The organism is Corynebacterium jeddahense, from assembly GCF_028609865.1.
In the GTDB taxonomy this organism is placed as follows: Bacteria; Actinomycetota; Actinomycetes; order Mycobacteriales; family Mycobacteriaceae; genus Corynebacterium; species Corynebacterium jeddahense.
On the sequence record NZ_CP063194.1, the window covers coordinates 429,802 to 451,743 of the forward strand.

Annotated in this window: 30 protein-coding genes; 25 read left to right on the forward strand and 5 right to left on the reverse strand. The window is 64.0% G+C overall.

Annotated elements, in window-relative coordinates:
* Positions 1-17: 17 nt before the first annotated feature.
* Positions 18-809 carry a formate/nitrite transporter family protein gene (locus CJEDD_RS02070; protein WP_042410090.1) on the reverse strand — a complete coding sequence of 264 codons (792 nt, stop codon included), beginning with the start codon at positions 807-809 and terminating at the stop codon, positions 18-20.
* A 297-nt stretch (positions 810-1,106) separates the two neighbouring features.
* Here CJEDD_RS02070 and rplN point away from each other — a divergent pair, with 297 nt between their 5' ends.
* The 5 genes from rplN to CJEDD_RS12245 all read left to right on the forward strand — a co-directional run bounded on the left by rplN (position 1,107) and on the right by CJEDD_RS12245 (position 4,054).
* Positions 1,107-1,475 carry a 50S ribosomal protein L14 gene (gene rplN / locus CJEDD_RS02075; RefSeq protein ID WP_042405298.1) on the forward strand — a complete coding sequence of 123 codons (369 nt, stop codon included), beginning with the start codon at positions 1,107-1,109 and terminating at the stop codon, positions 1,473-1,475.
* A gap of 3 nt (positions 1,476-1,478) precedes the next feature.
* The gene (gene rplX / locus CJEDD_RS02080) at positions 1,479-1,793 is read left to right on the forward strand and encodes a 50S ribosomal protein L24 (protein WP_042405297.1); all 315 of its coding nucleotides are present in this window, start codon (positions 1,479-1,481) and stop codon (positions 1,791-1,793) included.
* Entirely contained in the window at positions 1,793-2,380 is a 588-nt protein-coding gene (gene rplE, locus CJEDD_RS02085; RefSeq protein ID WP_042405295.1) for a 50S ribosomal protein L5, read from the forward strand. Before rplX ends, rplE begins: the two co-directional genes overlap by 1 nt.
* A 160-nt stretch (positions 2,381-2,540) precedes the next feature.
* Entirely contained in the window at positions 2,541-3,182 is a 642-nt protein-coding gene (locus CJEDD_RS12240; RefSeq protein WP_332307881.1) for an MFS transporter, read from the forward strand.
* A gap of 62 nt (positions 3,183-3,244) precedes the next feature.
* Positions 3,245-4,054, forward strand: a complete 810-nt coding sequence (locus CJEDD_RS12245; protein WP_332307880.1) for an MFS transporter — start codon at positions 3,245-3,247, stop codon at positions 4,052-4,054.
* On the opposite strand, the gene CJEDD_RS02095 is transcribed toward CJEDD_RS12245, so the two are convergent.
* Positions 4,051-4,806, reverse strand: a complete 756-nt coding sequence (locus tag CJEDD_RS02095) for a formate dehydrogenase accessory sulfurtransferase FdhD (RefSeq protein ID WP_042405294.1) — start codon at positions 4,804-4,806, stop codon at positions 4,051-4,053. The genes CJEDD_RS12245 and CJEDD_RS02095 overlap by 4 nt on opposite strands.
* Positions 4,807-5,061: 255 nt before the next feature.
* Here CJEDD_RS02095 and CJEDD_RS02100 point away from each other — a divergent pair, with 255 nt between their 5' ends.
* A complete protein-coding gene (locus CJEDD_RS02100) occupies positions 5,062-5,775 on the forward strand; it encodes a DUF2786 domain-containing protein (protein ID WP_042405292.1) in 714 nt (237 codons plus the stop codon).
* Here CJEDD_RS02100 and CJEDD_RS02105 read toward each other — a convergent pair.
* Positions 5,772-7,007, reverse strand: coding sequence for an amidohydrolase (locus CJEDD_RS02105; RefSeq protein ID WP_042405289.1), 1,236 nt, complete (start codon positions 7,005-7,007; stop codon positions 5,772-5,774). The genes CJEDD_RS02100 and CJEDD_RS02105 overlap by 4 nt on opposite strands.
* Positions 7,008-7,338: 331 nt before the next feature.
* Between CJEDD_RS02105 and rpsH the strand changes: the two genes are divergently transcribed.
* Genes rpsH through rplO form a run of 6 tightly spaced genes read left to right on the forward strand, consistent with a single transcriptional unit; the run spans position 7,339 to position 10,079 of the window.
* The gene (gene rpsH, locus CJEDD_RS02110; protein WP_042405288.1) at positions 7,339-7,737 is read left to right on the forward strand and encodes a 30S ribosomal protein S8; all 399 of its coding nucleotides are present in this window, start codon (positions 7,339-7,341) and stop codon (positions 7,735-7,737) included.
* A 17-nt stretch (positions 7,738-7,754) separates the two neighbouring features.
* Positions 7,755-8,291 (forward strand): 50S ribosomal protein L6, encoded by a 537-nt coding sequence (gene rplF, locus CJEDD_RS02115; RefSeq protein WP_042405286.1) that lies wholly within the window; start codon positions 7,755-7,757, stop codon positions 8,289-8,291.
* Between the two features lie 2 nt (positions 8,292-8,293).
* The gene (gene rplR, locus CJEDD_RS02120; protein WP_042405284.1) at positions 8,294-8,698 is read left to right on the forward strand and encodes a 50S ribosomal protein L18; all 405 of its coding nucleotides are present in this window, start codon (positions 8,294-8,296) and stop codon (positions 8,696-8,698) included.
* A 40-nt stretch (positions 8,699-8,738) separates the two neighbouring features.
* Positions 8,739-9,416, forward strand: coding sequence for a 30S ribosomal protein S5 (gene rpsE / locus CJEDD_RS02125; RefSeq protein WP_042405282.1), 678 nt, complete (start codon positions 8,739-8,741; stop codon positions 9,414-9,416).
* A gap of 5 nt (positions 9,417-9,421) precedes the next feature.
* Positions 9,422-9,607 carry a 50S ribosomal protein L30 gene (gene rpmD, locus CJEDD_RS02130; RefSeq protein WP_042405280.1) on the forward strand — a complete coding sequence of 62 codons (186 nt, stop codon included), beginning with the start codon at positions 9,422-9,424 and terminating at the stop codon, positions 9,605-9,607.
* 7 nt (positions 9,608-9,614) lie between these two features.
* Entirely contained in the window at positions 9,615-10,079 is a 465-nt protein-coding gene (gene rplO / locus CJEDD_RS02135; protein ID WP_042405277.1) for a 50S ribosomal protein L15, read from the forward strand.
* Here the strand turns inward: rplO and CJEDD_RS02140 are convergent.
* Complete coding sequence (locus CJEDD_RS02140) at positions 10,076-10,750, reverse strand: hypothetical protein (protein WP_052333713.1); 675 nt, start codon at positions 10,748-10,750, stop codon at positions 10,076-10,078. The two genes, rplO and CJEDD_RS02140, sit on opposite strands and share 4 nt — an antisense overlap.
* Before the next feature lie 20 nt (positions 10,751-10,770).
* Here CJEDD_RS02140 and CJEDD_RS02145 point away from each other — a divergent pair, with 20 nt between their 5' ends.
* The 4 genes from CJEDD_RS02145 (at position 10,771) to CJEDD_RS02160 (ending at position 13,952) form a co-directional block, all read left to right on the forward strand.
* Positions 10,771-10,983, forward strand: coding sequence for a hypothetical protein (locus tag CJEDD_RS02145; RefSeq protein ID WP_157034391.1), 213 nt, complete (start codon positions 10,771-10,773; stop codon positions 10,981-10,983).
* Positions 10,984-11,315: 332 nt separating this feature from the next.
* Entirely contained in the window at positions 11,316-12,308 is a 993-nt protein-coding gene (locus CJEDD_RS02150) for an ATP-binding cassette domain-containing protein (protein WP_157034390.1), read from the forward strand.
* 75 nt (positions 12,309-12,383) lie between these two features.
* Positions 12,384-13,472: a trypsin-like serine peptidase gene (locus CJEDD_RS02155; RefSeq protein ID WP_157034389.1), complete on the forward strand. Its 1,089-nt coding sequence runs from the start codon at positions 12,384-12,386 to the stop codon at positions 13,470-13,472.
* A gap of 9 nt (positions 13,473-13,481) precedes the next feature.
* Positions 13,482-13,952, forward strand: a complete 471-nt coding sequence (locus tag CJEDD_RS02160) for a hypothetical protein (RefSeq protein ID WP_157034388.1) — start codon at positions 13,482-13,484, stop codon at positions 13,950-13,952.
* Positions 13,953-14,435: 483 nt separating this feature from the next.
* Here the strand turns inward: CJEDD_RS02160 and CJEDD_RS02165 are convergent, their stop codons facing one another.
* A complete protein-coding gene (locus CJEDD_RS02165; RefSeq protein WP_273657591.1) occupies positions 14,436-14,606 on the reverse strand; it encodes a hypothetical protein in 171 nt (56 codons plus the stop codon).
* 666 nt (positions 14,607-15,272) lie between these two features.
* Between CJEDD_RS02165 and secY the strand changes: the two genes are divergently transcribed.
* From secY to CJEDD_RS02210, 9 genes are all read left to right on the forward strand, one after another.
* Positions 15,273-16,601: a preprotein translocase subunit SecY gene (gene secY, locus CJEDD_RS02170; RefSeq protein WP_042405272.1), complete on the forward strand. Its 1,329-nt coding sequence runs from the start codon at positions 15,273-15,275 to the stop codon at positions 16,599-16,601.
* Positions 16,601-17,146, forward strand: coding sequence for an adenylate kinase (locus CJEDD_RS02175; protein ID WP_042405269.1), 546 nt, complete (start codon positions 16,601-16,603; stop codon positions 17,144-17,146). Before secY ends, CJEDD_RS02175 begins: the two co-directional genes overlap by 1 nt.
* Positions 17,147-17,223: 77 nt before the next feature.
* Positions 17,224-18,015: a type I methionyl aminopeptidase gene (gene map, locus CJEDD_RS02180; RefSeq protein ID WP_042405268.1), complete on the forward strand. Its 792-nt coding sequence runs from the start codon at positions 17,224-17,226 to the stop codon at positions 18,013-18,015.
* A 51-nt stretch (positions 18,016-18,066) separates the two neighbouring features.
* Entirely contained in the window at positions 18,067-18,837 is a 771-nt protein-coding gene (locus CJEDD_RS02185; RefSeq protein ID WP_042405265.1) for a L,D-transpeptidase, read from the forward strand.
* A gap of 172 nt (positions 18,838-19,009) precedes the next feature.
* The gene (gene infA, locus CJEDD_RS02190; protein WP_042405263.1) at positions 19,010-19,228 is read left to right on the forward strand and encodes a translation initiation factor IF-1; all 219 of its coding nucleotides are present in this window, start codon (positions 19,010-19,012) and stop codon (positions 19,226-19,228) included.
* Between the two features lie 175 nt (positions 19,229-19,403).
* Entirely contained in the window at positions 19,404-19,772 is a 369-nt protein-coding gene (rpsM, locus tag CJEDD_RS02195; RefSeq protein WP_042405300.1) for a 30S ribosomal protein S13, read from the forward strand.
* 3 nt (positions 19,773-19,775) lie between these two features.
* Positions 19,776-20,177, forward strand: a complete 402-nt coding sequence (rpsK, locus tag CJEDD_RS02200; RefSeq protein ID WP_038609718.1) for a 30S ribosomal protein S11 — start codon at positions 19,776-19,778, stop codon at positions 20,175-20,177.
* 27 nt (positions 20,178-20,204) lie between these two features.
* On the forward strand, positions 20,205-20,810 hold the full coding sequence (gene rpsD, locus CJEDD_RS02205; protein WP_042405260.1) for a 30S ribosomal protein S4: 606 nt from the start codon (positions 20,205-20,207) through the stop codon (positions 20,808-20,810).
* Between the two features lie 112 nt (positions 20,811-20,922).
* Positions 20,923-21,936, forward strand: coding sequence for a DNA-directed RNA polymerase subunit alpha (locus CJEDD_RS02210; RefSeq protein WP_042405258.1), 1,014 nt, complete (start codon positions 20,923-20,925; stop codon positions 21,934-21,936).
* Positions 21,937-21,942 lie beyond the last annotated feature (6 nt).

Consider the following 21,942-nt stretch of genomic DNA (forward strand, 5'->3'; position numbering starts at 1 on the left):
TGGCAGACGGGGCGACACTAGTCCTTGTAGTCCGTCTTGGTGAGGTTGAGCCAGCCGTAGATGCCGCCCATGATGAAGCCGCCGCCGACGAAGTTGCCCAGCCACACGATGACCCAGTTGCGCATGACGTTCCAGGCGGTGAACCCTTCGATCGCGTCCGCGCCCAGGGTGAAGCCGCCGAGGCAGGTGAGGATGAAGTTCGCGATAGAGTGCTCGTAGCTCATTGTGGCGAAGGACGGGATGATGAGGATGACGCCCCACAGCTTCGCGCTGTAGTCCTTGCCCGCCTGGGTGGCCAGCATGAACGCGATGTTGACCACGATGTTGGCCAGGATCGCCTCGACGAACAGGGTGCCGCTGCCCTTCTGCAGCTTGGACATGAGCAGATCGTGGAGGAACCCGTCCGGCTCCACGTGCTGGCCCATCGTCGTCTTGGAGATCAGCCAGGAGATCGCCACCGCGCCGAGGAGGTTGAAGAAGGTGACAAATACGACGAGGAGGAAGCCCCGCCACGGGTCGTTCTTCTTGTGGACGGCGCCGTACGTCATGAACATCATGTCGCCGGTGGCGAGCTCGCCTTGCAACACGATGATGATGTAGAGCGTCGACGCGAAGATGCCGCCGAAGGCGTACTTTCCCCAGCCGGGGGCGTAGACGTCGAGAAGCTGGGCGGTGGACGCGGCGAACGCCGTCATGATGCCGAGGTACACGCCGGCGAGGACGGCACGGGTGGCGAAACGGGCGGGCTCCTGGGTGAACAGGTCGACCTTGTTCTTAATGGCGTGCGGGGCGGCTTCGTAGAAACTCACGGCGACCACCGTACAAGAGGTGATACTTAACGGCGGGACGAGGACGCCCGCGCCCGCGGGCGATTTGGGGAATCGGCCCAGCTCGTGGTTGAATAACCCAGTTGTCTACTGCTGGTCGGGTGCGACGCGCGTTTCCGAGTGGAGTATCCGAGACCCTTCGACCACGCTGCGCTCCTCCTCGTGTGCGAGGAACGGGCCCGCGAGGTTCGTCGATAAGCAATGGGCACCGAAAAGCATTGACCACGTGCGTGCAGGACGGAAATCTGGCGCACATTGACCCAGGTCAGGAGACCAACTGTGATTCAGCAAGAATCGCGTCTGAAGGTCGCCGACAACACGGGTGCGCGCGAACTGCTGTGCATCCGCGTCCTCGGCGGCTCGACCCGACGCTTCGCCGGCATCGGCGACACGATCGTCGCCACCGTGAAGGAAGCTGCCCCGGGCGGCAACGTCAAGGAGGGTGAGGTTGTGAAGGCCGTCGTCGTCCGCGCGAAGAAGGAGACCCGTCGCCCGGACGGCTCCTACATCGCGTTCGACGAGAACGCTGCCGTCATCATCAAGAACGACACCGAGCCGCGCGGTACCCGCATCTTCGGCCCGGTGGCCCGTGAGCTGCGCGACAAGCGCTTCATGAAGATCGTGTCTCTCGCACCGGAGGTGATCTAACTTATGAAGATCAAGAAGGGCGATATGGTCCAGGTCATCGCCGGTAAGGACAAGGGAGCCCAGGGCCGCGTCATCGAGGCGTACCCGCAGCGCGACAAGGTCCTCGTCGAGGGCGTGAACCGCATCAAGAAGCACGTCGCCAACTCCTACACGGAGCGCGGCGCAGAGTCCGGCGGCATTGTCACCCAGGAGGCCCCGATCCACGTCTCCAACGTGATGATCCTGGATTCCGAGGGCAAGCCGACCCGCGTCGGCTACCGCTTCGACGAGGACGGCAAGAAGGTCCGCGTCGCCAAGTCGAACGGGAAGGACATCTAATGACTGAGAGCATTCAGAACTACACCCCGCGCCTGAAGACCCGTTACCAGGACGAGATCCGCGGCAAGCTCAACGACGAGTTCCACTACGACAACGTCATGCAGATCCCGGGCCTGACCAAGATCGTGGTGAACATGGGTGTCGGCGACGCCGCCCGCGACTCCAAGGTGATCAACGGCGCGCTCGAGGACCTCACCGCCATCACCGGCCAGAAGCCGCAGCTGCGCCGCGCGAAGAAGTCCATCGCGAACTTCAAGCTCCGCGAGGGCATGCCGATCGGCGCGAAGGTCACCCTCCGCGGCGACCGCATGTGGGAGTTCCTCGACCGCCTCCTGACGGTCGCCCTCCCGCGTATCCGCGACTTCCGTGGCCTGTCCGACAAGCAGTTCGACGGTGCGGGTAACTACACCTTCGGCCTGTCCGAGCAGACCATGTTCTACGAGATCGACATTGACAAGATCGATCGCGTCCGCGGCATGGACATCACGCTCGTGACCACCGCCACCAACGACGAGGAAGGCCGCGCGCTCCTGCGCCACCTCGGCTTCCCGTTCGTTGACAAGGACGGCAAGATGCAGCGCGTCTAGCTCGCGCTCGCCTGATTGCTTGATGACGCCTCCGGTTCCCACCGAGCCGGGGGCGTTTTCGCGTCCTCGGGGTGGCGTGAATGGAAGCTTTTCGCTGAGTCATACGTGCGGGTTATGATTCCGCTCGTAATTTATGCACGCCGACGCTAGGTATCGTCCCATGTCCTTCTTCTCCCGCAGCGCAATCATCGCGCCCAAGGAATTCAACCGCTGGCTGGTCGTCCCGGCGGCGCTGGCCATCCACCTCTCCATCGGCCAGGTGTACGGCTTCTCCGTGTTCAAAAAGCCCATGATGGAGCACTTCGGTGTCGGCGAAGTGGCGGTGGGGTGGATCTTCTCTCTGGCCATCGGCATGTTGGGCACATCCTCGGCGCTCTTCGGCTCGTGGGTGGAAAGCGTCGGACCGCGGGCCTCGATGGTCGTCTCCGGCGCGTTGTGGGTGCTGGGCTTCTTCGTAGCCACGCTGGGCATTAGCACCGGCAATCTGTGGCTGGTCTACTTCGGCTACGGCTTCATCGGCGGGATTGGCCTGGGCATCGGCTACATCTCGCCGGTGTCCACGTTGATGAAGTGGTTCCCGGATCGGCCGGGTCTTGCCACCGGCCTTGCCATCATGGGCTTTGGTGGCGGCGCGCTCATTGCCTCGCCCGCGTCGAATCGCCTCATGGAGGCGTTCGGCGGCGGCACCGAGATCGCGGACCGGGCCGCGGGGCTGCAGCCGACGTTTATCACCCTCGCGCTGGTGTACCTCGTGGTCATCGCCATGGGCGCGTACTGCATCCGGCTGCCGCACCCGGACTGACGCCGTCGGGCGCACCGAAGCGGAACGCGAAGCCGTCCGAGGTCGCCATCGTTGGTGCGAACGTGAGCGCATCGAACGCCATCCGCACGCCGCAATTCTGGTGCCTGTGGGTGATTCTGTTCTGCAACATCACCGCCGGCATCGGCATCCTGGAAAACGCCGCGCCGATGGTGCAGGACTACTTCCCGGCGCTGACGGCCGCGGCGGCCGCGGGCTTCGTCGGACTGCTCTCGCTGGCCAACATGGGCGGCCGCTTCATCTGGTCGTCGGCTTCTGACGTGATCGGGCGCAAGAACATCTACATGGTGTACCTGGGCGTCGGGCTGATCTTCTACTTCGTTCTGGCTTCTGCCGGCCACACCAGCTTGGGGCTGTTTGTGGCCTGCGCCCTGGTCCTGCTCACTTTCTACGGCGGCGGGTTCTCCACCATCCCCGCGTACCTGCGCGACTTGTTCGGCGTGTACCAGGTCGGTGCGATCCACGGCCGGTTGCTCACCGCCTGGTCCGCAGCCGGCGTTGCAGGGCCGCTGATCATCAACATGGTGGTCGAGCGCCAGGCCAGCCGCGGTAACGAGGGCCCCGAGCTCTACCAGCTGTCGCTCTACATCATGTGCGTGCTGCTCGCCGTGGGTCTCCTGGCCAACTTCCTAGTCAAGCCGGTTGACCGCAAGTGGTTCGAAGACCCGCAGACTGTTCAGGCCAAGGTTGAGGCGGACCGTGCCGCTGCGGCCGGGGCAGATGCGGGTGCCGGTGCGAAAGCTAGCGGTGCGCACACCGCTGTAGCGCTGGTGCTGGCGGCGGTCATCGCGGCGCTGCTGGTCTACGGCCTGTGGGAGACCGCGGTGAAAGCCTCCGGCATGTTCGTGGGCTAAGCCCCGGCGTAGACGCTGAAGCGCTCGGCGGAGACCTCGCCGACCAAGACGGTGTTGGTTTGCCGGGCGAGTTCCACTGCCATCGACGTCACGCCCGCAGTCGTGACGACGGCGCCAAAGCCGGCCGCCGCGGCTGCACGCACCGTCTCAAAGCCAACCCGGGCGTCGAGCGCGAGGGTGAGGTCGGTGGACGGGACGCCGTCGAGAAGCATGTGCCCGATGACCTTGTGCACCGCGTTCAGCGGGTCGAGGTCTTGGCGGCTCGCGTCGCCCGCGACGGCGGTGGGGAGGTCGCGCACGCGATGTGCGGCCAGTGCGGACGGGAGGGCAAAAAGGGCGACCGGATCGAGCTGCATGAACTCGGCGCGGACATCGAGGTGCGCGGCGAGCTCGCGTACCCGCTGTTCGGCGGAAATGCCGCATGCGTCGCCGGGGATCGGATCGATGAAGTGCGGGGCGGCGGGGCGCGCGAGGTTGATGTCTAAGAGGTTGTAGGTATTCTCCCCGCCGATGGCCCCCTCGCAGTAGCGGGCGGTGACGACGTCATCGACCCGGCTGATAAAGCCCTGCGCCAACAACAGCCCGTGCGCGAGCTCGATGTCGTTGCCGGGGGTGCGCATGAGCGTGGCGACGGATTTGCCTCCGGCCCGAACCTCCAACGGCTCTTCAACCGCGACCTGGCCCGCGCGGGTGTCCCGGGTGCCGTCGGCGCCAATCTTTGTTACAGCGAAGCTGCGTTTACTCCTGCTCATTGCACCGATGCTAGCGCCGGGGATGACGGTTGTGGCGAGTGTATGCTGCGCGCCGTGGAAGCAATTGTGCACGAGCGCATCGCCTCACCGCGCATTTGTGTCCGGGGTTCGACCATGCGGCCAATGTACCTGCGAGAACGCGGGTTATCCACAGGGCGGCAGGCACGAATTTCACAGGGGCGGCCCGTCGTGTCGGCCACGTTGGCTATAACTACACCCACACATCCGAAACCAGGGAAGGGGTGGGTGCGTCCGATGCGTACCGAGGACAAGATCAAACAACGAGTGCAAAAACTGCTGAACCAGGCGCGCGACAGGGAGGGCACGCCCGAGGGGGACGTGTTTTACGCCCGCGCGTTCGAGCTCATGGCGCAATACGGCTACGAGCAGCGGTACATCGACGGCCCGGAACCGTCCGAGGTGGGCCAGCGCGCCTACGAATTCACGGGCTCGTACACGGAGATGCAGGCGAACCTCCTGCTCACCATCGCGGCTGCGCTGCATTGCACCGGGTTTTCGCAGCGCGTGTACAACTCCACGCGGATGAAGGACGCCGTCATCTTCGGGTGCGTGCGCCACCTCGAACGCGTGGACATGCTCTACCCGCTGCTGCTACCGGCGATGCTCGCGGACGCCCAGAAGCTGCACGCCAACAGTTGGGGTGAGTCGGCGGTGGTTCGGCGGCGCTCCTTCATGTCCGGGTTCGCGGCCAGCATCGGTGCGCGGCTTTCGCAAGCCGAGCGCACCGTGGAGGAATCCGACGGTGAATACGGGCTCGTGCTTGTCGACGACTTTCAGAAAGCCACCGAAGCCCGCGACAACTTCGCCGCGGAGCAGGGCTTTCTCCTGGGCAACTACGCGTCGAAGCGGTCGTTCGACGCGGACGCGTTCAGCCAGGGCCACGCGGCAGGACAGCGCTCCGACATCGGGCAGAGCCGAGTGCGAGCCCGGCCCGCCCTGCCGTTCTAGCCCCCGTCCTCGTCCACCAGCCACGCGGCCGCAGCCACGATCATCGCCTCGGCCGCCCGGTCGAGCGTGGGCTGGAGGTCCGGCGCGAACGTGGGGGAGTGGTTCCCGGGGGCGTTTTCCCAGTCGGCGAAACCGCCCACACCCCAGTACGTGTACGGCACGCCGAGGGCGTCCGGGATGATGGAGAAATCCTCCGAGGCGGGGATCCGGCCCAGGTCCATGGCCTCGTCGTCGAAGTAGGCGTCGAAGGCGTCGCGCACCCGTGAGGTGATCACCGGGTTGTTGTCCGTGAGCGGGTACTCGTCGTAGAAGGTGATCTCCGGCTCCCGGGGGCTTCCGGCGGCGATGCACTCGCCGCGCACGATGCGGATGATCGCGCTGCGCAGCTTGTCGCTGACCTCGCGGGTGTACGCGCGGGTGTTTACACGCAGCTCGGCGGTCTCCGGGATCACGTTGGCCTTCACGCCGGCGTGGAGCGCACCGACGGTGAGCACAGCGGTGTCTTTCGCCTCGATCTCGCGGGCGACCACGGTGTGCAGACGGGTGACGATATTGGAGGCGAGTAGGATCGGATCCACCCCCTTTTCCGGCATGGAGCCGTGGGTGCCCTTGCCCCAGACTTCAATGTGTGCAGAGAAGGCCTGGGACATAAACGGCCCAGGGCGGGTGCCCACGAAGCCCGCGGGCAGCATGGGCAGCACGTGCTGGCCCAAGTAGACGTCCGGTTTCGGCATCGCCTCCCGCACGCCGTTCGCCAGCATCACGCGCGAGCCGGCATACGCCTCCTCCGCGGGCTGGAACACGGCGACCAGGGTGCCGCGCCAGCAGTCGCGGTTGGCGGCGAAAGCTTCCAGCGCTCCGAGCACGCCCATGATGTGGAAGTCGTGCCCGCAGGCGTGCGCCACGTGCTCTTCGTGTCCGCTGACCGCATCGATCTGCGTGGCAGTAGAGGCGTACGGCTTCGCGGAGCGCTCCTGGACGGGTAGGCCGTCGATGTCCGCGCGGATAGCCACCACAGGCCCGGGGCCGTTGTCCAGCACGCACACGGTGCCGGTCTCTCCGACCTGCAGGTGGGACAACTGCAGCGCATCCAGGCGGGAACGGATCTTCGATGCGGTCTGAAGCTCCTGCAACGACAGCTCGGGATGCTGGTGGAACCACACGTAGAGTGCCTCGCGCGCTTGGCGCGTGGCGTCCAGCGTTCCAACAAGCTGAGCAAGAGCGGATTCCATGCAAGGCAGTCTAAGAGGTCGCCGTCGGCGTGGGGCCGAAGGTTGGCGTCGATAAGCGATTTGCCCATTGCCCAAGGAAAGCGGTAAGTTACCCCTCGGACTTGTGCGCCGACGCTTCGGCGTGCGCAAGCCGAGAAGTACATTTGAACATCCAACTTTGTTGCAGGCCCCCCGCCATGATGCGGACCGCGTGCAAGGGAGGCGGCGAGCGCCCCACGCTACTGAGTGTGGGGAGCGTTGAGTAGCCCCCGACAGACCACACGGAAAACGCGACCTTGAGAAGGGTCAGGTGGGTTTGGGAACCGCAACGAGAAAGGGAACGGTCACCGCAATGACCATGACTGATCCGATCGCGGACATGTTGTCGCGCGTGCGCAATGCAACAAATGCGCAGCACGAGACCGTGTCTATGCCGTCCTCCAAGATCAAGGTGAACATCGCCGAGATCTTGAAGCAGGAGGGCTACATCGAAGACTACAAAGTTGAGGACGAGAAGGTCGGCAAGACGCTGACGCTCAACCTCAAGTACGGCCCGACCCGCGAGGCTTCCATCGCGGGCCTGCGCCGTGTGTCCAAGCCGGGCCTGCGCGTGTACGCGAAGTCCAACGACCTGCCTCAGGTGCTCGGCGGTCTGGGCGTGGCGATCATCTCCACGTCCCACGGCCTGCTGACTGACCGCCAGGCTCACGAGAAGGGTGTAGGCGGGGAAGTCCTCGCTTACGTCTGGTAAGGGGAGGTTGAACAGATATGTCGCGTGTAGGTAACGCACCCATCGCAATCCCGAACGGCGTCGACGTCAAGGTCGACGGCCAGCACGTCGAGGTCAAGGGCCCGAAGGGCACCATGGACCTGGATATGCCGGAGCCGATCACCGCTGCCGTCGAGGACAACCAGATCGTGGTGTCCCGTCCGGACGACCACCGCCAGAACCGCTCGCTGCACGGCCTGACCCGCTCGCTGATCAACAACCTCGTTGTCGGCGTGACCGAGGGCTACAAGATCAATATGGAGATCTTCGGCGTCGGCTACCGCGTGCAGCAGAAGGGCAAGGACCTCGAGTTCGCCCTCGGCTACTCGCACCCGATCCTGATCGAGGCGCCCGAAGGCGTCACCTTCTCCGTCGACGGCAACACCAAATTCGCCATCGAGGGCACTGACAAGCAGCAGGTTGGCCAGATCGCGGCGAACATCCGCCGTCTGCGTAAGGATGACCCGTACAAGGGTAAGGGCATCCGCTACGCCGGCGAGCAGATCCGTCGCAAGGTCGGAAAGACGGGTAAGTAATCATGAGCAATACTGCAGAGAACACCAAGCGCACTCCGGTTGGCAAGGACATCTCGACCCGCCGCCGCGAGGCCCGCGCACGTCGCCACAACCGCATCCGCAAGGAGCTGCGCGGCACCCCGGAGACCCCGCGTCTCGTCGTCCACCGCTCCTCGCGCCACATCCACGTCCAGGTCATCGACGACCTCGCGGGCCACACGCTGGTCTCCGCGTCGTCCATCGAGCCGGAGGTGCGCAACATCGAGGGCGATAAGAAGGACAAGGCCGCCAAGGTTGGCCAGCTCGTCGCAGAGCGCGCCAAGGCTGCCGGCATCGAGGCAATCGTCTTCGACCGCGGCGGCTACAAGTACCACGGCCGCGTCGCGGCCCTGGCAGAGGCAGCTCGTGAAGGTGGTCTGAAGTTCTAATGATCACCGCAACCATCACCATCAACGGAAGGATCGCGTAATGGCCGAACGTGAACGGCGTGACGGCGGGCGCTCCGCCGGCGACCAGAACAACAACGACCGCAATGACCGCAACGATCGCGGCAACCGCGGTGACCGTGGCGAGCGCGGGGGCCGAGGCGGCCGCCGCGACGATCGTCGCAACAACAACCAGAACGACGAGCGCGATAAGTACATCGAGCGCGTCATCACCATCAACCGCGTGGCAAAGACCGTCAAGGGCGGCCGCAACATGTCCTTCACCGCACTCGTCGTCGTCGGCGACGGTGAGGGCATGGTCGGCGTCGGCTACGGCAAGGCCAAGGAAGTTCCCGCCGCGATTCAGAAGGGTGCAGAAGAGGCTCGCAAGAACTTTTTCCGCGTCCCGATGATCGGCGGCACCATCCCGCACCCGGTGCAGGCCGAAGAGGCTGCCGGCATCGTGATGCTCCGCCCGGCTGCGCCCGGTACCGGTGTCATCGCCGGCGGCGCCGTCCGCCCGGTGCTCGAGTGCGCTGGCGTGCAGGACATCCTGGCGAAGTCCCTCGGCTCCGACAACGCGCTCAACGTGGTCCAGGCGACCGTGGCTGCCCTGAAGCAGCTCGTGCGCCCGGAGGAGATCGCCGCGAAGCGCGGCAAGTCCCTCGAGGACGTTGCCCCGGCACGTATGCTGCGCGCACGCGCAGGACAGGAGGCCTAAGCACAATGGCTCTGAAGATTACGTTGCACCACGGCAAGGTCGGCGAGAAGCCGATGACCCGCAAGAACCTCGAGGCCCTCGGCCTGCGCAAGATCGGCCAGTCCGTGGTCAAGCCGGACAACGCCGCGACGCGCGGCCAGATCCTCAAGGTGCGCCACCTCGTCACCGTCGAAGAAGTTGCAGGGGAGTAGATACCACATGGCTGACATCATCAAGCTCCATGATCTGCGCCCGGCAGAGGGCGCGAACAAGGCCAAGACCCGCGTCGGCCGCGGTGAGGCGTCCAAGGGTAAGACCGCTGGTCGCGGTACGAAGGGCACCAAGGCTCGCAAGCAGGTTTCCGCTGCTTTCGAGGGTGGCCAGATGCCGCTGCACATGCGTCTGCCGAAGCTGAAGGGCTTCAAGAACCCGAACCGCGTCGAGTACCAGGTGGTCAACGTCGCGGATCTGGCGAAGGCCTTCCCGCAGGGCGGCGACGTCACCGTCGCCGACATCGCCGCGAAGGGCCTCGTGCGCCCGAAGCAGCCGGTGAAGGTGCTCGGCGAGGGTGACATCAACGTCGCGCTCAACGTCACCGCGAACAAGTTCTCCAAGTCCGCTGAGGAGAAGATCAAGGCCGCTGGCGGTTCCGCCAACGTGGTCGAGTTCTCCAAGCGCGGCTAAGAGCACTTAGCTTTACGACGAACCCCCGCCCCGGACATCCCCGTCCAGGGCGGGGGTTTCGCCGTTGGTGGGGAGGGCGTCCCGCCGGATTCTGCCTCGAAGTGTCTGGGGAGCGTGGGGGATTTGTTCACTCGCGCGGTCGGTCTGGGTGAACTAATCCCTAGTTGGGGGGTGAGCGGTTCGTTGTCGAGGCTGGCCTGCAGGCCTGGGTTAAACGCGTGGGTGGTGATGAGCAGGCGGTCCTGGTCGGCGGGCGCGATTGCGTCGCCGGTTACCGGCTCCCACGCCGACAATGAAGCCGCAGGCTTGGGCCCGCGCCGCAGCGTGATCGTTTCGGCGTCGGTGACTAGTTCGTGGCGCCCGGCGGGAAGGAAGACGGTGTTGGTGGCGGAGGAGCCGTCGATAAGGGCGGGGGAGGAGAGTTCCCATTCGGCGGCTTCGGCGGTGGTGAAGGCGCGATGCAGCGTGGTGGTTTCGGGCATGAGGCGTTGGAAGAAGTAAGTGTCGGCGGTGCCGGGCACGTCGACGATGCGGTGGATGCCGGCGTCGATTTCTGTGATGCCGACGGGTTCGGTGAGGGCGAGCGTGGTTTCGCCGCGCACGCTGATGGTGCGGGGTTGCTCTGCGACGAGGCTGAGCGTGCGCTCGCCTGATGAGCCGGTGAGCTGCACTTTCGTTGGCGGTGGCGTTGATGGTGGCGGTGTTGGCGTTGGGGGTGAAGCGCAGCCACGGGTGGGGGTCTTGGGCGGCGGGCCACCAGGCGGTGTCGTCGAGGCCGTCGAAGGCGGCGGTCAGCGACCGGGATGCGCGGGCGCCGCCGAAGGCGGTGGCGTCGGCGGCGGAGGAGGATGCGGAGGCATTACCTTCCATCGCAACGCCCACCGGTGTGCCCGCGGAGGGGTAGTCCGGCACCAGGTTGCGCACGTCCTTGCCTTCAGCGGCGGTAGCGAGGTGCGCGGACTGTGCGCGTTGCGCGGCGCCGTAGTTGCGCACTGCCAGCGCCGGGGTATCCGTCACGATGTCCGCATCGCCGCTGGTGAGCGTCGCGGGGAAGTAGCCGAATTCGCGCCATAGGAGGGGCAGGGCTTCGCCGCCGGCGTCGATGCGCATGGGGGTGGCGCTGGTCAGCATCATGTCGCGCGCGGGCTCCAGCGCATAGATATCGACGTCCCCGAAGCGCACGGTCGCCTCGCCAAGATCGGGCACGCTCGTCGACGCCACCTCCTCCTCCAAGTCGTGCCGCACCACGACGACGCCCCCTCGCGCCCCATCACCGTCACCTCCGGCCCCGAGCGCGCCGAAGTGGTGCCGCAGCGCGCCGGGCTCGGCATCGACTACTCGGCGACGGTGGAGGCGGCCGGGCTGCAGTCCGCAAGCCCGATTGAGCGCCTCAGCGGCCTGATCCGCGAGCACGAAGTGGCCGTCGTCCCCTTAGTCGACGACGCGAAACTCCCCCCCGAAATCACCCGCCTGCAGAAAGAACTGCACCGCGACCCAATCGACGCCGCCATCACCCTCGAGGGAGGTACCGCCCGCGAGCGCACCTCCGAAGACGGCCAAGACGTCCCCGCCGACGCGCTGCGCACCCAACTGACCGCCCACTGGCTCAACCCCGACGGCGTCACCGTTGAGCCGCAACCAACAGCGCCGCGCATCGGTGCCTCCGCCCTGAAAGAAGCAATGGATGGTCCGGTCCACCGCGCCCTCTTCGGGCCGCTGACCGTCAACGGCCGCGAGGACGTCAAAGCCGTCGCCCAGATGCTGGTACGCGAACCCCAACTCCTCCTTCTCGACGAACCCACCTCCGCCCTCGACCTCCACCATCAAGTAAGCGTGCTCACCATCATCCGCAACATCGTCGCCGAATCGGAACGCCAAGCCGTCGTCGCAATCCACGACCTCAACCTCGCCGCCCGCTACTGCGACGAACTCCTGGTCATGAAAGCTGGCCGCGTAATCACGCACGGCGAACTCCTCGACGTGCTCACCCCCGAACTCCTCCAAGACGTCTACGGCATCGAAGCATCGAAGCCCGCGTCCTTTACGACCCAGTCTCAGGCGCGCCCGTCATCTGCCCGGCGTAGGGAAGGTAGTGGTTTGATCCGTCTTGGCGTGGAACTGGTCTGGGGAGGCATTCAACGAGAGTCACCGCAGGTGGGGTGCATATGTATTTTCGATGTCGGCTCAAAGGTAAACTATGTCACATATCACAATATTGAAAATGAGTAACGCGCGTGATAGTGTCAGTACTAATGTGTTTATCTCATACGAACGCCGCCTTCATCCCTACCTCAAGGAGCTGTCATGTATCTCAACTCCCATATCAGAAAGATCTTCAGCCGGGCTACAGTTCTGGCATCATCGGCTTGTCTGGCCATGGCTGTGGCGCCAGTGGCAGTCCATGCTCAGGAATCATTCATCGGAGAAGAAGCTGAAACCACTGTCGGAGTAATTAACCCGAATGGTCAGTCGACTAGATCAGTTTCCTCGGAGATGACGCTGGATGAGTATTGGACACTGGATCGCATGTCGAGAGCCACTCCTGTTGATGCAACCCTCGACTTGCCATTTGCAGCGGACCAAGCAACGTCAAACAGCAAAGAGGTTGTCGTTTCCCCTGAAGTGCCAGAACGTGAACAAGAAGCATCAGAACCTATTGAACCGTTCTCCTCATCATCTCAAACCGCCAGTGAGGCGCACTCTCGAATCGGTAATTCCGGTGCTGCGAATGGAAAAGTATTTTTCTCAAAGAAAGTCAATGGCAGATATAAAGATTACGTCTGCTCCGCATCTGCCGTAAACTCAGACAACAAAAGTACCGTAATTACTGCCGGTCACTGCGTTCATAGCGGGAGCGGAGGTGAGTTTCATAAAAACTGGGTATTCGTCCCAGAATATACGATCGGTGTTGCACCCCATGGGAGATTCAAGGCCAATTTTATGACCACAACTACTGACTGGGCAAACTATGGAACTACACCTCGTGGGTTTGCTGCTGACTTCGGGTTTGTCACTGTCAACTCAGAAAGAGGGAAACGTCTCGTCGATGCGGTTGGTGGCCATGGACTGCGCTCCGGAAATGCAGGCTCGTTCAAAGCTGACATAATTGGATATCCCGCCAACCGTTTCCTGGGTTCCTCTATGTTTCGGTGCACGGTACCGGTGAAAAACGAAAATAGGTCGTCCTATAACTTCTACATGTCATATGGGTGCAACTTTGGAGGTGGTGCATCCGGCGGTGCATGGCTAGAAGACTTCAACGGAACTCTGGGACATATCCGCTCCGTGAGTTCGTTTGGTCCGGCAAACGGTGCGGCGTATCTCGGCTCGCCGATTATAACCTCCAAGATTTGGGACATGTTTGATTCAACGGCAAGTCGGCCAGTGAAGTAAGGAGCGAATATGGCTGGCATACTGTCTAAATTCGGCATAAACGTGGGGCTGAACGCACAAAATGTACATTTGATCGGCGCTATTTTAGCGGTGTTGGCGGTGGTGGGTAGTGTGGTAGGAATAGTCTCACCCACCCCTGTCGGCGACGAACTCAGCAGCGCAATGGGGATCGTCCACAAAACGCGGCAACAACCCTCCGACGTGGAGGCGCGCAACGATCTCAAAAATGAGCGTCAAGTCAAATGGTCGGGCTACCAAGTAATCAGCCCCACACAAATACGCGTGTTCTTCCCCGCCGGAACCGAAACTTGCTACGGATACCGCGCAGAGACATCGGAAACCGCAACATCAGTAAAAGTTCGGGTGTACGAAGGGAATATTCCAGGATCGCCTGACGAGTGCATCCTGATCAGTTCCACTTCCTCCATGAAGGTGACGTTGCAGTCGCCACTAGGAGCCCGCTTGCTCCAGAACTGGTAGATCACACGCTTCTTGCGTGAGAGTTTTCCAGCGTAATTTGATCAGTGCCCTCATGGGCACGGGTCAAATTACGTGTGGAGCCCAATGAATTTCAGATTCACCTTGCGTACCCCACGCCGTCATTGACCTGTGTGGTCGGGCGGTTTTGTTCCGGTCGAGGTGTTTAAAGCGTGCGATGCTGGTCGCAGGAAATCGGCGGGGTCGGTTGAAAATGCGCGACCTGCATCGCTCGCTTCCAAGCGCACGCTTTAAACGGTTTTGAGGCGTGATGGTAGGCCGGGCGCACACCAAATTCCTGCATGAGGTTTGCGCGACCTGGGGGTTTTGCAATCCCGCTCGCCGAAAACCTGGAATCTGGTGCGAAGAGGCGGTGGTCTTGGGAACTTTCTTCGTAGACAGCGGTCGCGACCTGGGGAAACGCCATGTCGGTCGACCGGAACCGGCCGAAGCCCCAAAATGGTTCCCGGGCGGGGGTAGCCAAACCTAGTCCGGCCAGGCGAGGCAAGCCACCGCGACGCACCCGGCCACGAGCATGAGGGCGGCGTCGCCGGCGTACCCGGCGGAAGGCCAGGGCGCGCGGGCCAGCCCCAATCCCATGGCGGTGATGGCGTCGGCGGCAATGTATCGGCTGGCCAGGAGGGTAAAGCGGCGCACCGCCCAGACACCGATGGCGCTGACGATCCCGAGTGCCGGGCTGATGCACAGCGCGGCTGCCAGCGGCAACGCCGCCACTATCCCGCTAGGGATGGGGCGGGTCGGGGCGTCGACGCCCCGGCGTCGACACGCAAACCACAGCAACACCAGCGCGCTGACCAGGCTGAGCGTCGCCCCGCCGAACAGGCTGAGGCGGTAGGGGCGCTCGCCTGCGAAGGAGAACGTGAGGGTGCCGCCGTGGCCGGCGGGGATGCGGAAGGCGAGTTGGCCGGCGTCGATACGCTGGGGGGGGAAATGTGTTCATTTTGCCCAGGTCAGAGAAATCGGCGAAGGGATCCGTTCACCGGCGGGTGAATCAATTTGGGTGGGGGGAGCCGAGCCCGGCAGATTCCTGACACATTACGGCGGCCATTTGCGCCGATCTGGGCCGATAGGGCCCGCCTGACACTAAGGGATTCGGCCGCGATACGTCAGCGGGGACGCCTGGGAGGAGACTGGGAGGCGCGCCCGAACCGAACCTGAAATATCAACTTTCCCCCTCCGACTGTTAGGGTAGTAAGGTCAAAAGACGGCCCCGCCGGTTTTCGCATGCCCGAGAGCCATCCGCGAGGTGTCGAATGTCCGCTATCTCCCGCCCGTGGCGCGGCGTGGGAGCCAGGAGGCTTTGTGTCCGCTATTGCTCAAGCGTTCAAAGACCCGGATCTTCGCAAGAAGATCCTGATCACCCTTGCGCTGATGTTTCTGTACCGCGTCGGGTGCCAGATCCCGACCCCGGGCGTGGATTACGCGTTGATCAATCAGCGCCTCGAGGACATCGCGCACGGCGACAAGGCGACGATGTTCTCCATCATCGGCCTGTTCTCCGGCGGTGCGCTGCTGCAGCTGTCCATCTTCGCCATCGGCATCATGCCGTACATTACGGCGTCCATCATCGTGCAGCTGCTCACGGTGGTCATCCCGCGCTTCGAGGAGCTGAAGAAGGAAGGCCAGTCCGGCCAGGCGAAGATGACGCAGTACACGCGCTACCTCACGCTCGCGCTGGCGCTGCTGCAGTCCTCCGGCATCGTCGCGCTCGCGGACCGCGAACAGTTGCTCGGCCAGGGCATGCCGGTCCTAGTGGAGGACCGCAACGTGTGGACGCTCATCATGATGATCGTGGTCATGTCCTCGGGCGCGATGCTCATCATGTGGCTCGGCGAGATCATCACTGAAAAGGGCGTGGGCAACGGCATGTCCCTGCTCATCTTCGCCGGCATTGCCACCCAGATCCCGTCCGAGGGTGCGTTCATCCTGCAGAACTCCGGCGGTGTCACGCTCACCCTCGTCATCCTCGCGCTCATTGCGCTCGTCATCGGCATCGTCTTCATCGAGCAGGGGCAGCGCCGCATCCCGGTGCAGTACGCGAAGCGCATGGTGGGCCGCCGCCAGTACGGCGGGTCCTCGACCTACCTGCCGCTGAAGGTGAATCAGGCGGGCGTTATCCCGGTCATCTTCGCGTCCTCGCTCATGTACGTGCCGGTGCTCATCACCCAGATCGTCACCATGAACAACCAGACGCCGCCGGACAACTGGTGGATGAGCCACGTCATGGCGTGGCTGCAGAACCCGGGTTCCTGGCAGTACATCCTCACCTACGTCATCCTGATCATCTTCTTCGCGTACTTCTACGTCTCCGTGCAGTACGACCCGATCGAGCAGGCCGACAACATGAAGAAGTACGGCGGCTTCATCCCCGGCATCCGCCCGGGCCGCCCGACCGCCGAGTACCTCGCGTTTGTGATGAACCGCCTGCTGTTCGTGGGCTCCATCTACCTCGCCGCGATCGCGGTTCTGCCGAACCTCGCGCTTGACGCCGGCATCACCGGCTCCGGCCGCATGGGCATGAGCGCGTTCGGCGGTACGGCCATCCTCATTATGGTCTCCGTGGCGCTGACCACGGTCAAGCAAATTGAATCCCAGCTCCTGCAATCCAACTACGAAGGACTTCTGCGATAATGCGTCTCGTTCTCCTTGGCCCTCCCGGTGCCGGCAAGGGCACCCAAGCCGCGATCCTCTCCGAGAAGCTCGGCGTGCCCCACATCTCCACGGGCGACCTGTTCCGCGCCAACATCGGCGAGGGCACCCCGCTCGGTGTTGAGGCGAAGAGCTACATCGACGCCGGCAAGCTCGTGCCCACCGACGTCACCGCCCGCATGGTGGAGGATCGCCTCAACCAAGACGACGCGAAGGACGGCTTCCTCCTCGACGGCTTCCCGCGCACGGTGGAGCAGGCCGAGATCCTCGAGGAGCTGCTGAGCAAGCGCGGCGAGAAGCTCGACGGCGTGCTCAACTTCGTCGTCGACGAGGACGTAGTCGTCGAGCGCATGCTCGCCCGCGGCCGCGCCGACGACAACGAGGAGACCATCCGCACCCGGCTCGGCGTCTACCGCGACGAGACGGCACCGCTCATCGACCACTACGGCGACCAGATCATCTCCATCGACGCCGTGGGCGACGTCGACGAGATCAACCAGCGCGCGATGGCGGCGCTGGGCAAGTAGCCTCACACGCATCAGGGCCGGTGTTCGCACCGGCCTTTCGCATTTGCTTATCGACGACCCGAAGGAGAGCCCCGCCAATGGCATTTCGCAAACGCAAGATCGCGGCCAAGACGCCCGCAGAACTCGACGCGATGGAGGCCGCCGGGCGAATCGTCGGCACCGCGCTGCAGGAGGTCCGCGCTGCGGCGAAACCCGGCGTGTCCACCCTCGACCTCGACAAGGTCGCCGAGGCCGTGATCCGCGACCACGGCGCCACCCCGACGTTCCTCGGCTACAACGGGTTCCCGGGTTCCATCTGCGCGTCGGTGAACGATGTGGTCGTGCACGGGATCCCGTCGAAAAGCATCGTGCTCGCGGAGGGCGACCTCGTCTCCATCGACTGTGGCGCGACGCTCGACGGCTGGGTGGGCGACAGCGCGTGGAGCTTCGGTATCGGCGAGCTCGCCCCGGACGTCGACGCCCTCAACCGCGCCACGGAGTGGGTGCTCGCCGAGGGGCTCAAGGCGATGGTGCCGGGCAACAAGCTCACCGATGTCTCCCACGCGCTCGAACAGGCGACGTACGCGGCGGAGGAGCGCTTCGGCGTCGAACTCGGGATCGTCGACGGCTACGGCGGGCACGGCATTGGGCACACGATGCATGAGGAGCCGTACCTGGCCAACGAGGGCAAGCCGCACCGGGGCCCGGTGATCCAGGAGGGGTCCGTGCTGGCCATCGAGCCGATGCTCATCCTCGGAGGGGGCTACGACACGAGGGTGCTTGACGACGAATGGACCGTGAAAACCCTCGACGGCGCGCCCGCCGCGCACTGGGAGCACACGGTCGCAGCGACCGCTGACGGACCCAGGATTCTGACGCCTCGCCTGTGAATTCCTGGCGCGGTGTCGTGTATTTCATGGCACCGGGGTTATACTTCCGGCATGTCTTACCGTCCCCGCCACGCAAAGCAGTCGCCGATGAAGCGGCGCGCCACCACGTTTGCCGCCGGCCTCGGCGTCGTCGCCACCCTCGCCGCCCCGGCCACTGCGCAGGCGCAGACCGCCCCGAACCCGGTCGCGACCTCGAGCCTGGACTCGTTCTCCGCCCGCGTGAACGACGCCATGGCCAACCTGGACAAGTCCGCGCGCGACACCGCGTGGGACGTGCGCAACAACCTGCGCGCGCAGGCTGACGGCCTCGCCGCGATCAACCCGGACCTCCCGGCGCAGGCGAAGCAGCGCATCGACCAAATCGTCGAGCAGTTCTTCCCGGGCCTCATCGCCGAGAAGACCCCGAAGCCGAAGCCCACACCGGCCCCGGCTCCCGCTCCGGCGCCTGCCCCCGCTCCGGCGCCGCGCCCGGCGAACCCGTGCCCGGCCGACGCGCACGCCTGCGTCGACCTGACCAACCAGAAGTCCTGGCTGCAGAACAACGGCCAGATCTACTACGGCCCGGTGCAGATCAGCTCCGGCCGCGTGGGCCAGGAGACGCCGAAGGGCACGTTCTACGTCAACCGCAAGGTCAAGGACGAGATCTCCTACGAGTTCAACAACGCCCCGATGCCGTACTCCGTGTACTTCACCGACAACGGCATCGCGTTCCACCAGGACGACCCGTACGTGCCGTCCGCGGGCTGCATCCACCTCTACCGCCAGGACGCGCAGAAGTACTTCAACGACCTGCAGATCGGTGACAAGGTTTACGTGTTCTAGGCCGTAAGGTGCGTCGATACGCAACCGCCCCCGCCACAGCGATGTGGCGGGGTTTGTGTTTTCGCAGGTAAACGCCTATAGTTTTCAGACGGTGTGCGCAAGCGCACCGCAAGTAACGGTAAAAATACGTCTGCTGCCTGCGACTTTCCAGGTGGCGTAGGAAGTGGAGTGTATGGCAAAAGAAGGCGCAATCGAGGTTGAGGGCCGGATTATCGAGCCCTTGAAGAACGCGATGTTCCGTGTCGAGCTGGACAACGGGCACGAGGTTCTCGCCCACATCAGTGGCAAGATGCGCCAGCACTACATCCGCATCCTCCCGGAGGACCGCGTCGTGGTGGAGCTTTCCCCCTACGATCTGGACCGCGGGCGCATCACCTACCGCTACAAGTAAGCATTTCAGCCTTCTCACCCAGACCCGCCTCAGATGCGGGTCGTGCACCTCTGGCCACGGTGGCCGGAGCCGCGCGTAACCTCAACCCACTCTCCGGCACGGCCCGGACAAAGCGTTGATTGGCGTGGACGGGTGGGGAGAAAACCACCGTAACAACCCGAAAGGCACGTACCTCATGGCACGTCTAGCTGGTGTGGATCTCCCGCGCAACAAGCGTATGGAGATCGCGCTTACCTACATTTACGGCATCGGTGCAACCCGATCCAAGGAACTGCTCGAGAAGACGGGCATTTCTCCGGACCTGCGCACGGACGATCTCACCGACGATCAGCTCGCAGCACTGCGCGACGCGATCGAGTCCTCCTACACCGTGGAGGGCGATCTGCGCCGCGAGGTGCAGGCAGACATCCGCCGCAAGATTGAAATCGGCTCCTACCAGGGCATGCGTCACCGCCGTGGCCTGCCCGTCCGCGGCCAGCGCACGAAGACCAACGCGCGCACCCGCAAGGGCCCGAAGAAGACCATCGCAGGAAAGAAGAAGTAACCTATGGCTCCTCAGACTCGTTCCGGTGCGCGTCGCGGACGCCGCACCGTCAAGAAGAACGTGGCCGCCGGCCACGCCTACATCAAGTCCACCTTCAACAACACCATCGTGTCCATCACGGACCCGCAGGGCAACGTGATCTCCTGGGCGTCCTCCGGCCACGTCGGCTTCAAGGGCTCCCGTAAGTCCACGCCGTTCGCCGCGCAGATGGCCGCCGAGAACGCCGCCCGCAAGGCGATGGATCACGGCATGAAGAAGGTCGACGTCTTTGTCAAGGGTCCGGGCTCTGGCCGCGAGACCGCAATCCGTTCGCTCCAGGCTGCCGGCCTAGAGGTGTCCTCGATCTCCGACGTGACGCCGCAGCCGTTCAACGGCTGCCGTCCGCCGAAGCGTCGTCGCGTTTAAGGCTGAAAGGAAAAGAGGTAAAGAAACATGGCTCGTTACACCGGCCCTGCTACCCGTAAGTCCCGTCGCCTCCGCGTCGACCTCGTCGGCGGCGACATGTCCTTCGAGCGCCGCCCCTACCCCCCGGGGCAGGCTGGCCGCGCCCGCATCAAGGAGTCCGAGTACCTGCTCCAGCTGCAGGAGAAGCAGAAGGCTCGCTTCACCTACGGCGTCATGGAGAAGCAGTTCCGCCGCTACTACGAGGAGGCGAACCGCCGCCCGGGCAAGACCGGCGACAACCTGCTGATCCTGCTGGAGTCGCGTCTGGATAACGTCGTCTACCGCGCGGGCCTGGCAAAGACCCGCCGCCAGGCGCGTCAGCTGGTCTCCCACGGCCACTTCACCGTCAACGGCAAGAAGATCGACGTGCCGTCGTTCGCGGTGACGCAGTACGACATCATTGACGTCCGCGACAAGTCCCGCAACATGCTGTGGTTCGAAGAGGCCCAGGACAATCTCCTGGACGCCGTCGTTCCGGCGTGGCTGCAGGTCGTCCCGGACACCCTGCGCATTCTCGTGCACCAGCTGCCGGAGCGCGCTCAGATCGAGGTGCCGCTGCAGGAGCAGCTCATCGTCGAGCTTTACTCGAAGTAAACTTCGCGTTTGCTTCACCACCGCGCGTTTTCGTCGACACGCAAACGCTCGGAATCTTTCATCATCCGTTCCTACCGGCTTCAAATAGCGGGAGCCGAAAAAGGAGAAGTTCATGCTCATCTCCCAGCGTCCTGAATTGACCGAGGAGTACATCGACACCAACCGCTCGAAGTTCGTGATCGAGCCGCTCGAGCCTGGTTTCGGCTACACCCTCGGCAACTCCCTGCGCCGCACGCTGCTGTCGTCCATCCCGGGCGCGGCCGTGACCTCCATCAAGATCGACGGTGTGCTCCACGAGTTCACCACGATCAACGGCGTCAAGGAGAACGTCTCCGAGATCATCCTCAACATCAAGGACATCGTGCTGTCCTCCGACTCCGACGAGCCGGTTGTCATGCACCTTGCCGTCGAGGGCCCCGGCGACGTCACCGCAGGCGACATCGAGCCGCCGGCCGGTGTGGAGATCCACAACCCGGACCTGCACATCGCGTCGCTGAACGAGCAGGCTCGCCTGGAGATGGAGCTTGTCGTCGAGCGCGGCCGCGGCTACGTCCCGGCCATGCCCAACTCCGGCGGGGAGGCCGGCCGTATCCCGGTCGACCAGATCTACTCGCCGGTCACCCGCGTCGCCTACAAGGTTGAGGCGACCCGTGTTGAGCAGCGCACCGACTTTGACAAGCTGATTATCGATGTGGAGACGAAGAACTCCATGACCGCCCGCGACGCCCTCGCGTCGGCCGGCTCCACCCTCGTGGAGCTCTTCGGCCTCGCGCGCGAGCTGAACACGGCGGCCGAAGGCATCGAGATCGGCCCGTCGGCGCAGGAGAACGAGTACATCGCTGCGTACTCCACGCCGATCGAGGACCTGAACTTCTCCGTGCGCTCCTACAACTGCCTGAAGCGCCAGGACATCCACACCGTCGGTGAGCTCGCTGAGTGCACCGAGAGCGACCTGCTGGATATCCGCAACTTCGGCCAGAAGTCGATCAACGAGGTCAAGATCAAGCTCGCCAGCCTGGGCCTGACCCTCAAGGATGCTCCGGAAGATTTCGACCCGACCCAGATCGAGGGCTACGACGCCGAGACTGGGGACTACGTCGACACCAGCGCGGACGAAACCGAGTAAGACCAC